8 protein-coding genes are annotated in these 11,929 nt (G+C 43.6%); 3 read left to right on the top strand and 5 right to left on the bottom strand.

Features of this window, described 5'->3' with window-relative positions; genetic code table 11:
* Positions 1-149 precede the first annotated feature (149 nt).
* The gene (locus tag QWZ04_RS11875; RefSeq protein ID WP_290328236.1) at positions 150-1,766 is read right to left on the bottom strand and encodes a methyl-accepting chemotaxis protein; all 1,617 of its coding nucleotides are present in this window, start codon (positions 1,764-1,766) and stop codon (positions 150-152) included.
* A gap of 326 nt (positions 1,767-2,092) precedes the next feature.
* Here QWZ04_RS11875 and QWZ04_RS11870 point away from each other — a divergent pair, with 326 nt between their 5' ends.
* Positions 2,093-2,410, top strand: a complete 318-nt coding sequence (locus tag QWZ04_RS11870) for a DOPA 4,5-dioxygenase family protein (protein WP_290328234.1) — start codon at positions 2,093-2,095, stop codon at positions 2,408-2,410.
* A 155-nt stretch (positions 2,411-2,565) separates the two neighbouring features.
* Positions 2,566-3,222 (top strand): nitroreductase family protein, encoded by a 657-nt coding sequence (locus tag QWZ04_RS11865; RefSeq protein ID WP_290328231.1) that lies wholly within the window; start codon positions 2,566-2,568, stop codon positions 3,220-3,222.
* A gap of 69 nt (positions 3,223-3,291) precedes the next feature.
* On the opposite strand, the gene QWZ04_RS11860 is transcribed toward QWZ04_RS11865, so the two are convergent.
* The 4 genes from QWZ04_RS11860 to QWZ04_RS11845 all read right to left on the bottom strand — a co-directional run bounded on the left by QWZ04_RS11860 (position 3,292) and on the right by QWZ04_RS11845 (position 10,199).
* The gene (locus QWZ04_RS11860) at positions 3,292-5,202 is read right to left on the bottom strand and encodes a methyl-accepting chemotaxis protein (RefSeq protein ID WP_290328229.1); all 1,911 of its coding nucleotides are present in this window, start codon (positions 5,200-5,202) and stop codon (positions 3,292-3,294) included.
* Positions 5,203-5,375: 173 nt separating this feature from the next.
* On the bottom strand, positions 5,376-7,325 hold the full coding sequence (locus QWZ04_RS11855) for an amylosucrase (RefSeq protein WP_290328227.1): 1,950 nt from the start codon (positions 7,323-7,325) through the stop codon (positions 5,376-5,378).
* A 39-nt stretch (positions 7,326-7,364) separates the two neighbouring features.
* Positions 7,365-9,062, bottom strand: a complete 1,698-nt coding sequence (locus QWZ04_RS11850) for a glycoside hydrolase family 13 protein (RefSeq protein ID WP_290328225.1) — start codon at positions 9,060-9,062, stop codon at positions 7,365-7,367.
* Between the two features lie 87 nt (positions 9,063-9,149).
* Entirely contained in the window at positions 9,150-10,199 is a 1,050-nt protein-coding gene (locus QWZ04_RS11845) for a LacI family DNA-binding transcriptional regulator (protein WP_290328223.1), read from the bottom strand.
* A gap of 302 nt (positions 10,200-10,501) precedes the next feature.
* Between QWZ04_RS11845 and QWZ04_RS11840 the strand changes: the two genes are divergently transcribed.
* Positions 10,502-11,854, top strand: a complete 1,353-nt coding sequence (locus tag QWZ04_RS11840) for an ABC transporter substrate-binding protein (protein WP_290328221.1) — start codon at positions 10,502-10,504, stop codon at positions 11,852-11,854.
* The last annotated feature ends 75 nt before the right edge of the window (positions 11,855-11,929 follow it).

The raw sequence follows: 11,929 nt of genomic DNA, 5'->3' as shown, positions 1-11,929 counted from the left end.
CTTTTCCATAACATCACTGTTAAAAAATTGGCCTGTGTTAATACAACATAGGCCAATTCATTTAATTCAACGATACGCTTATACTTCGATTAGCGAATTCTAGTCCCACCAATTCTAGAACTCGTTTGATAGGATCTAAGCGATATCAATTACACTTTAAAGTAACGTAACTGATCTTTGAGCACCTCAGAGGCTTCCGCCATCGATTGGCTTTCTTCTGCCAGCATCTGCGAGGCCTGCTTCACTTCATTGGCCGATAAATGAATACTACTCACATTGTGGTTCACTTCTTGCGCCACCGTTCCTTGCTGCTCCGACGCTGCTGCAATTTGAGAAACACGATCGCTAGAGGTCATCAATTCTTCAACCATCAAAGACAATTGATTTTGCGTTTCTTGTGCTTTAATCACACTCTGTTCCACTTTTTGATGGCTGGCCTGCATCGACTTTGCGGTATTACCCGTTTGCTCGATGAGAGCATCAATGGTGCTTTGTACTTCAGCCGTCGATTTTTGCGTTCTGCTTGCTAAGCTACGAACTTCATCAGCCACAACCGCAAACCCTCGCCCTTGTTCACCAGCGCGAGCCGCTTCAATCGCCGCATTCAATGCCAATAAGTTGGTCTGCTCGGAAACATCATTAATAACGTGTACGACCGCACTTATTTCATCGACACCTGATTTAAGCTCTGTGACCAATTTATCGGCTATAGCAATATTGTCGGACACTTCTGCAATCGTTGTGCTGGTAACTTCCATATTCTCACGACTGGTTTGGGCATGAGACACGACTGTATCCGTCGAATGGGCAGTACTTTCTGCATTGTGGGCAACATCAGAAATAGTGGCACTCATTTCTGTCATTGCGGTTGAGAGCTGTTCTAACTGGCTATACTGAGAGTTAACGCTGGTTGCGGCTTCTTCGCTGGCTGATGCAATATTGGTTGCCATGTCTGAAGATTGGGTTGCCGACTCATTTGCAGCAAGTAATGTCGATTGCAACTTATCTAACATACGGTCAATCTCGCTGCCCATTTCCCCCAGTTCATCTTTGCGTTTAAAATCCAACCTCACGGTCAGGTCACCATCCGCTATTTTATGTGTATTACCGATAAGCCTTTCAAGAGGCGTTACAATATTGGTCGAGATAATAAAACCGAGCAACAACAACATGCCCGTCATGCATATCGCGACTATTGCTTCTTTTATCGCATTGGCATAAAAGACTTCCTGGATATCGGCAACTAAAATACCAGAGCCGATAATCCAACCCCACTCAGGAAAATACTCAACAAAGGATATTTTGTCTTTCAATTCACCCGACGGTAACTTCCATTGGTAATCCAAAAAGCCTTTCGACGTCGTGCGCGCTATTGTTGCCATCTCTCGCCAGTGATGCTTCCCTGCCCCATCGACGTTGTTACGAACGTTTGTTCCATTCAATTCAGGCTTAACTGGATGCAGCAACACCTCAAGCTCTGGACTCACAACCCAAAAGTAGTTATCGCCGTCATATCTGAGATTGTTGATCGCCTCTAGGGCTAATGTTTGGGCTTGCTCTTTTCCGAGAACAGATCGTTTTGAATAGAAATATTTCACCAGGTTAGTGGTGGTTTCCACTTGTGCTGAAAGTTTGCCCTCTCTTTCACTGTAAGAGGCTTTCCTTTGTTCGTTTAGGTTGTATGTGCAGGTTGCGATAATCATAAACACAGCAGTTGCAACCATAACCAATAGTTTATTTTTTACTGACAGATTTCTAAGTTTCATAGTCATCCTACCCAATTGTCGTTGTATTAATTTTATTGTTATGCAACACAGTGTGGCAGAAAATTAGCATTTTCTTGATTTATAGATAACAAAATAACCGTACCATTCACAAAAAAAAACCTCAGTCTCAATTATGAGTCAGCTCATTGATAAGCAGAACCTTATTGGCACTTATATCAATAGTATAATGAGCAGATATCAACTCAGATAACGCCATCAAGTAAAGTGACAATGTCAGCAAAACAGAAGTAGTTGTTCAAATCACTGAACTATTAATCTTCCATCAAACGAGTAGACTAACAGCACTTTCAAAAAAGGATGCTTTCATGTTTCACGCACACGTATATTTTGCTTTAAGACATATAGATCGAGCCAAAGCACTGCATAAGAAAATAAAAAGCGAACGAAAAGACGTGACCGCTATTTTCCCTCTGGTCAATCATTTAGTGGGCCCTCACAAGATGCCAATGTTTGAGCTCCATTTTAGCAATGACGACAAAAACCTCATTGGCTGGCTTGAATCAGAGAGAGGCGACATGCCTGTTCTCATTCATCCCGTGTCGGGCGACGAACTACTTGATCATACCGAGCGTGCTATCTGGCTTGGACGCGAGTTGGGCATTTTTGAAGACACATTGCGCTAACAAGGTCGCTCGAATCATTATCAAATAATTTTTGATAATGATTCTATTGTGAGCTGCTTTTTCAGTAAATTAAACACGGCTATTATTGCCTCCAAGATAAACACCGTTGAATGTTCCGGTGTTTCGTAATACGCACGAAAATGCTGGAGAATAAAATGATTCACCCAATTATTGCTGATTTAGAAAGTCGCTATACTGCAAAAAAATACGACGCTACTAAGCGTATCCCTCAAGCAGATCTAGACGTTATCTACGAGGCTATCCGACTTTCTGCTTCATCGATTAACTCGCAGCCGTGGAAGTTCATCGTTATAGAATCTGATGAAGCAAAACAACGCATGCACGATACGTTTGCGAACAAGTTTCAATTCAATCAACCTCACGTTAAGTCTGCATCTCACATTGTGCTGTTTGCCCACAACCCAAACTACACCCGTGACGATTATGCCAAGGTAGTCGATAAAGGCATTGATGATGGCCGAACTACGCCAGAGCAACGCGATCAGGCATTTGGTGCGTTTGCATTTGTTGATCTCAATACTGATGAAGCAGGTAACAATGCTTCTTGGACAAAGTCTCAGACGTATTTAGCACTTGGTAACACGATGCACGTATTGGCTCGCTTAGGTATCGATTCAACACCGATGGAAGGTGTCGACGCGGAAATGATCAGTGAGATTTTCCAACAAGAATTAGGTGGCTATGTATGCGACGTGGCACTGGCTATGGGCTATCATGACGCATCAGAAGATTACAACGTAGGCTTACCAAAATCTCGCCTTACTGCTGAGCAAGTACTGCAAGTTTTATAAGCTACAAAAACAGATATCTATCACTTAAAAGCCTTCGTCATTTTGCGAAGGCTTTTTTATTTCAAATTATTAGGACAATTTAAACCGTCCAACGATTCCTGTTAGTTTCTGGTTCATGTCGGAAATGTTTTGCGCTTCTTCTAAAGCTTGTTGGCCGTTACTATCAAGTTCACCGACAATATCGCTAATGGCGGTCATATTGCGGCTAAGCTCTTGAGTTACACTGCTTTGTTCTTCAGCTGCGGTTGCAATCTGCGTGCTTAGGTCGTTAATATCAGTGACAAATTCAGTCATCACATCGAGGCTTTCTGCTACCTCACCAGCACCTTCAGCGGTTTGAGCACACTTCTGCTTTGTTGAGTCCATTGAATCAACCACAGATTGACTACCACGAAGTAAACTCGCTAGCGCTGCTTCAATTTCTTCCGTGCTCATTTTCGTGCGACTGGCTAGGTTACGAACTTCATCCGCGACAACCGCAAATCCTCTCCCTTGCTCGCCAGCCCTCGCCGCTTCAATAGCTGCGTTCAATGCCAATAAATTCGTTTGCTCTGCAATATCACCAATGACACCCAAAATGGTATTAATTCCGTCAGTCTCGGAAGCCATGCTGTTGACGTTTTCAGATGCAGCGCTCACATCTTCCACCAACTCTTGCACGTTATTTTGCGCTTGAGTCACGGTTTTTTTCGATGTTGAGCTCGCCTCACTCGCTTTGTGGGTAAGTTGAGCAGTATTTGCTGCATCCGTTGCCATCGAGTCAGCCGTAGAATTCATTTCTTCAATTGCAGTCACGACCTGCTCGGTTTCTTGAACATGATTTTGGAGAATGACACTGGTTCGTTGACTTTGATCTTTCATCCGATCGACATTCTCGTTCAAATTGTCCGTCACTTGGCTTATTTCTAGCATCATAGATTGAAGGTTAGCGATAAACGCATTCACCCCTTCCGAAATTTGGCCAAGATCATCCTTAGTTGTCACTTCAATTCGCTGCGTTAGATCACCATCACCTCGGCTTAAACCAGTAATGGTTTCTTTTAACACCAGAATTGGTCGATACAGTACTTTCATGATGATAAGTGCTAAGACAATGCTAATTGAGGTAGCAATTATAGCCGTCGTGATTGCTGTCTGCTTCGCTGAAGCCAGATCTGCAAATACTACGTCCTTTTCTAACCCAGCAACAAAGTACCAATTTTTGCCCGCAATATTGATTTGATGTGAAAAAAACAACTTTTCCTTGTCCCCCATGAAACCGTCAAATATCACGTCTGTATTATCAAGCGATGCTTGAACCACATCATTCAGCCACGGATAATTATCCGATTTCTCGCCCGCTTTTACGCTCTGAACCGATGAGGCTAAAACCGTTCTGTCATGATTGATGATCATCGCTATGGCACCTGGGATTTCATTGGCGTTTTTAACAATATCGTTCAAAAAAGCCAATTTCATATCCACGGAAATCATACCGCTGAATGTTTTCCTGACAATAGAAACCCAGTACACATCGCCATCACTACTGAGGTACGGTTCCGTCATTGCTGCAGATGCACTTTTGCGTCCAAGCTGGTACCAACTTCTAGTGGTGACATCTCCCTCGTACTTGTGATTTGGCCAGGTTGGTGCGGTTTGATTCCAGTAGCCGTCACCATTAGTGAATGCCACCACGGAGCTATTTAGGTTCATTCCACCAGCAATAAGATGAGTTAGCGCAATAAAATCATCGGGCTGGCCTTGAATCGGTTTGTTTTTAAGTTGATCACCCAGCTTGTCTAAGCCAGCGACTTTCTCATTCAGTTTATTCTCTATCTGCTCTGCTTGGCTTTTTACATACTCTTGGTTACTGCTAGTAATCAGTTCAACTAAGGTTTGTTTTTGTTTCACATAAGCAACATAACTAGATATCGATACCGAAAAAACAACCAAAGCAATGATTGAGATAAGCAACAGTTTTTTGAACCCTAAATTCCTCATTACACACGACCTTCTTTGCTCTTTACTTATAAATATAATTGATAGATTTATAAGTAAATTATGGGCGTTATGCGTCAAAGATCCACATCATGTGTGTAAATAAGGCATTAATAATTGCAAGGTCATTAATTCGAAGTGAAATTAGCGTAGTTGTAGCTGGTTACCCTAACCAACTAACGAGCAGGCACCAACCACATGATGTCATAACCATTCAACACGATTTCACTTTCTTTCAGTACTTTGCCACTCAGTAAATCAACAACATCTCGTGTAGCCAAAATATCACAAATAGAGCTAGGGACGGTTTGTGGGCGCTCACTAAAATTACAGATAACCAGCAATCGTTCACCATCATCATGAATTCGACAATAAGAGAATAGGCTACTTCGATACGTTTCCAATACTTGTGTCTTCGCTTGCCCTAACACCTTCAAGCTTTTTCTTTGGGCAATTAACGTCCTCAGTCCTTGATTTACTCTGTATGAGAAACTGCCTGCGTTCTCAGCATCATCAATTGCAGTTGACGTTATTTTTGGTCGATTAACCCAACGTGCGTCGTCTTTTTTGCTGTCGTCTTGCAAATAACGGTAATCGTTAAGAATACCAAGCTCGTCTCCTTGATAAATAAGTGGGATACCACCAATACTGAGGTTGATCCCGTTAAACAATCGAATTCTTTTCGCTGCCAATTCCAATGACTTAACCTGCACAGCCGACTCTTTTCCTGTTTGGAATAATGCTTGCTCAGCCCCGGTCAGGGAAGCCAAAGAACCACAGACGCGACAATCGCCAGTTACCGGATTTTGCTGAAACGGCACGCCAACAGCAAAGCTGCCTTGAAACTGCCCAGTATAAAACTGATTTAAAAAGCGACGATGATCATAACCATTAATACCTAATCTCATGGCGATATCATCATCAAACGTCCAGCCAATGTCATCATGACAGCGGATGTAGTTAACCCAACTGCATTGCTCGGAAATTGAAAAACTGTGTTTAAGAGATGCCGTCAATAATTTCGTTTCTCGTGTTGCCAAGCTCTCCCACATTAAAGCCATTAGCAGCGGGTTGTAAGAAAGTTGACACTCGGATTTGTCGATGTATTTCACCACTTCATCGGGGTGAACAATCGCCTCAGACTTGAACAATACCGACGGCGCAACAATCTGCAAACAGGCGTTAAAACACTGCACCAATGTATGAGCATGAGGCAAGCTTTCACAGAGCGTACCTTTCTCTTTCCAAATAAAAGCAAGAGCGTCTAACCTCAAGCCCTCACAGCCTAAGTTAGCTAAAAATAGCATTTCCTCTACCACAGCATTGAATACCGCGGGGTTTGAATAGTTCAGATCCCATTGAAAGCTGTTAAACGTTGTCCATACCCACTGATTTTGTTGTGGCAGATGGGTAAAGCTCCCGCGCCGAACGGAGGGGAATATCTCGCGGCACGTTTTGTTGTACTCGTCCACTTCACTTTTATCGTCAAAAAAGTAATAGAATTCGGTTAATTCGGGGTCGCCATGTTTCGCTCCTATCGCCCAGCGATGCTCATCAGAGGTATGGTTGAATACAAAATCCAACACCATGCTAATACCCGCCTCATTGAGCGCATCCGCGAGCTGTTGCAAATTTTTAGGGCTGCCGAGCTTAGGATCAGTTTGCCGATAATCTGACACTGCGTATCCGCCGTCGCTGTCGTTTTCAGGCGACTTATACATTGGCATTAAATGTAAATAGTTAACGCCGAGCGACTGAAGGTATGGAATTTTATTCACGAGCCCCTTGAAGTCACCCGCAAACAAATCCACATAAACCGCCATACCAAGCATCTGCTCACTGCGATACCACAACGGTTCTTTTTCTCTTTTCTGGTCTCGATCTTTGTGCTTTCTTTTACGCTCTTTAAAACCGTTAGCAAGCGACTCGATCAACTGCTCCAAGTGACAATAAAAATCAAATTGGTGTCCGTACAATTGATGCAGCTTACCAATGAGATCAGGTAAATGAGCGTGTAGCCTCTCCTCAAACAACCGCTTATCTTTTTGAGCGATCGGGGGTAGCTTAGCAGTAGACAAAAGTTTAACTACTGCTTGCTGCCGCTGTTTTTCCGTTAGCGTATTCACTGTGATTTAAGCACCTCACTACAGTAATAGTTGCACAAGTTACTGCAACAACGTCACGATCATCGATTCGTAAGGGCGTAGAGTCAGAGTTTGTAAGCTTAATGAACCCGAAGAATTCTGCGGATAATTACCCAAGAGAATCTTTTCGATTTCGCCCAAATAACAGCGATATTGAGTTTCACCGGTAAAGTTTGCAATAACCATTAGCTGCTTTGCCTGATACTCTCGGATATAACTGTAAACTTCACTGTCATCAGAATCGAGTAATTGATAAGTACCGTAAACAATCACATCGCCAAACTCTTCCCCTTGCCTCAACGCCACTAACTGTCGGTAATGGTGATAAATGGATTGATCATCTTGCACCGCTTGTTTGGCATTAATCAGATCGTAATTATCATTGAGCGGTAACCATGGGCTACCTGATGTGAAACCTCCATTTTCCGTGTCATCCCAGTGCATCGGCACACGAGCATGATCACGAGAAAAGTCATTAAGAAAGTCGATCGCCACTTGAGGTGAAACGCCTCTTTCCATCATTTTTTGATAATGAAACTTGGCCATCAGGTCGTTAAACTCTTCAATGTTATTGAAGTGCTTATTCGTCATCCCTAATTCTTCACCTTGATAGATATAAGGCGTACCGCTCATGCAGTGCAACACAGTACCCAACATTTTGGCACTGATCACTCGATAGGCTTCACTATCGTCTCCGTAACGAGATACCGCCCTAGGCTGATCATGATTACTCCAGTACACACTGTTCCACCCTTTGCCATGGAGATCATTTTGCCAGCGAGACATCACTTCTTTGTATTGCACTAAATCGAACGGTTTTTTTACCGCGTTGTGCTCTTCTCTGTCGATACTTACGTGTTCAAACTGAAAGATCATACTCAGTTCGTTACGTTCTGGGTGAGAGTAGAACCGCCCATCTGTCGTATCTGTAAAGGGTGTTTCGCCCACAGTAAGTACGTCATAATGGCGCAATACCTTGTCATGCATTTCACGTAAATATTGATGACAGAGGTCGGTATTTGACCAATGCTCCCACCCCGCAACGCCAGCATCAAAAATAGTGGCGTCCGGAAAATCCGAAGGCTTGCCAATCATATTGATGACATCCATGCGAAATCCGCCGAGCCCCTTTTTCAGCCAGAAATGCATCATGTCATACACAGCATCACGTACTTCTGGATTTGCCCAATTTAGATCGGGCTGGCGATTGCTGAAAATATGCATGTAATACTGACCTGTCGTTTCATCGAACGTCCAGGCTTTAGGCTTGAAAAATGATTCCCAATTATTCGGCTCGCTGCCATCAGCTTTTGCGTCTTTCCAGATATACCAGTCCCGTTTAGGGTTATCGAGACTGCTTTTAGATTCTTGAAACCAAGGGTGTTCATCAGAGGTGTGGTTAACCACCAAGTCCATCACGATTTTGATACCACGTTGTTTGGCTTGCTCAATCAGGCTGTCCATGTCCTCCATTGAGCCAAACTCAGGGGCTATTTTTCGGTAATCAGAAATATCGTAGCCATTGTCGTCCATTGGCGATTGATACACAGGGCTTAGCCATATTACGTTAGCGCCTAACCCCTTAATGTGGTCGAGCTTTTCAATAATACCGGGAATATCACCGATGCCATCGCCATTGGAGTCGTTAAAGCTCCTAGGGTAAATTTGATAAACAACGGCGTTATGCCACCAACGTTTTTCAATCAACTCAACACTCATTTTATGCACTCCTAAAGGAAAAACACGTAACCGACTTCTTGATCTTAGATTGTGAAGTTTTACTTTTTTGTACGCTACACCCCTACATCAGGCATCGCCGGTACTACTGCGTAAAACCAGCTCAGTTTGTAATGTCATGGACTGATAGGGAATTAAACCCAACGCCATTTTTGCAGCGGCTCTGCCTTTTTCAAACATAGGTTGCTGCACGGTAGTGAGTTGAGATGACTTAGCCTGTGGAATGCCATCAAAACCAGTAATTCTTAACTGCTCTGGTAGAGTGAGCTTTAGTTCATTCGCCACTTCCATCGCTGCAATGGCAATTCTGTCACTCATGCACAGCAACACATCCACCTTTTCCGGAGAGGTAAGCACCCCACGCAACATGGTTTTAAGGGTATCCGCTTCCAAATCGTGAATTTGCCAAACATTGTTACGTTTCAAAGTCACTCCCTCGTCTTTCAGTGCTTGTAAGTAACCCTCAAAACGACGGCGAGAGATCGATTCCTGCGCCGAATATAGGTTGTCGAGATTTGCAATAGAGAAAGAGGTCGAGGCTTCTAATCGCAACCCGAGTACCATGACATTATCTAGACTACTGCGAATAGCATGACGCGCAATATTGTAACTTGCATTCTGATCATCAACATCTATCGCTGCAATATCTGGCAGCGAAAAATCCACTGTTATGATCTTTTTATGCTGGCGCTGAATGAGGTTAATTACATCTTTTTCGAGGGGCTTACCATAAACGATGAAGCTCTCTGGAATCGTTTCCGCTTGGGTATTTTTGTAGTTTTCTACATTGGTTGGCAGCAGTAGCATATTCACGTGCTGCTCATCTAAAACACTGGAAAGCCCAGCCAAGAATTCCGTTGCTACCGGGTCGGTAAAGCTATAGGCCAGAGTCTCTGCCAACAAAACGCCTATTACGCCTGTTTTGCCGGTTCTTAAGCTGCGAGCGTTAAAGCTTGGTCCGGTATAGCCCAAAGCTTCACACTCGGAAAGGATGCGCTCTCGCAAGGGCTTGGATAATTGGTCAGGGCGATTAAATGCATTCGACACCGTCGCGGTCGACACCCCTAAATGCGCAGCAACCACTTTTAAGGTCGGCTTTTTGCGTTGAATGTTTGTCATTATTTGACCTATTGGCTCACTTTTAATACAGCAGTTACATTCTGCTCGCCTTAATACTAAAACGATTAAGATAAATTACCATTAATATGAATTCTAGATTTTCAAAACTTGACCACACGTCAATTTATCGACCAATAATTATTATAAAACGCGATCATTAACACAATTACAGCGCAATAATTGGTCAATATGCGAGTCAGTGCTATTTTAAGCATAGACCTTAAACGATTAAGTAATCGTGCAGTAATGGGTCATATCAGTATAAGACGATATACCAAACCCTATGACATGGAGTTGACATAATGAGAACGTCCTTACTCGCTGCACTCGTAGCCCTCGCAATCCCTACAACCTCTGCGCTTGCTGCTGATCTAAAATTCGCTCCCGGTAAAGACCCGCAATTCAATTGGCAAAGCTATGAAGCTTTAAAAAAAATGGATTTAAAGGGAGAAACCGTCACTATTTTTGGCCCTTGGCTGACATCTGATAAAGAGTTAGTAGAGAGCGTTATTGCTTACTTTGAAGAAGCAACAGGTGCTGAAGTAAAATACTCAGGCTCTGATTCCTTTGAACAACAGATTGCCATTGATGTACAGGCAGGCAGTGCGCCTAACATTGCAATTTTCCCTCAGCCAGGTTTAGCGGCCGATCTCGCTGCTAAAGGTTTTTTGACCCCTCTTCCATCATCAACGGCAACGTGGATCAACGATAACTACGCTGCGGGATCCTCTTGGGTAGATCTGGGCACGTTTGCCGGAAAAGATGGCAAAGACGCACTTTATGGTTTCTTCTATAAGGTCGATCTCAAGTCTTTGGTTTGGTATGTACCCGAAAACTTTGAAGATGCAGGTTATGAAGTACCTGAGTCACTAGAAGAGCTAAAATCACTAACAAAACAGATTGCCGCAGAAGGCGAGACCCCATGGTGTATTGGATTAGGTTCAGGTGGCGCTACGGGGTGGCCGGCGACAGACTGGGTAGAAGACATGATGTTACGAACTCAGTCTCCTGCTGACTACGACAAGTGGGTTTCTAACGAACTTAAATTCAACGACCCGAAAGTGGTCGCTGCGATTGAAGAATTTGGTTGGTTTGCTGGTAACGACAAATACGTCGATGGTGGCGCTCGCGCAGTAGCCACAACGGACTTCCGTGATTCGCCAAAAGGCATGTTCACTTCGCCGGCTAAATGTTACATGCACCGTCAAGCATCGTTCATTCCTAGCTTCTTCCCAGAGGGTACGGAACTGGGCGAAGACGCAGACTTCTTCTACTTCCCAGCATATGAGGGGAAAGATCTCGGTAAGCCGGTACTCGGCGCTGGCACAATGTGGAGTATTACCAAAGACTCCAAAGCAGCACGAGCATTTATGGAGTTCTTAGAATCTCCAATTGCTCACGAAATTTGGATGGCTCAATCTGGATTCTTAACACCTCACAAAGGCGCCAACATTGAGGCATACGGTAACGATACACTTAAGAAACAAGGCGAAATCTTACTAGAAGCGACTACGTTCCGATTCGATGGCTCAGATTTGATGCCGGGTAAAATTGGAGCAGGTGCTTTCTGGACAGGTATGGTCGACTACAGTGGCGGTAAATCTGCCCAACAAGTTGGTGATGACATCCAGAAAACTTGGGATGCACTTAAGTAACTATTTTTCTTAAATAGTTACTGTTAGGTTTTGGCGCTTATGGTTTCAGCTATGCTTTGATGACGTGTTCATCGA

It is taken from the genome of Vibrio tapetis subsp. quintayensis, assembly GCF_030409945.1.
Taxonomy (GTDB): Bacteria; Pseudomonadota; Gammaproteobacteria; order Enterobacterales; family Vibrionaceae; genus Vibrio; species Vibrio quintayensis.
The sequence above is the reverse complement of the archived record's forward strand: the minus strand, read 5'-3'. Positions and strand labels throughout refer to the sequence as shown.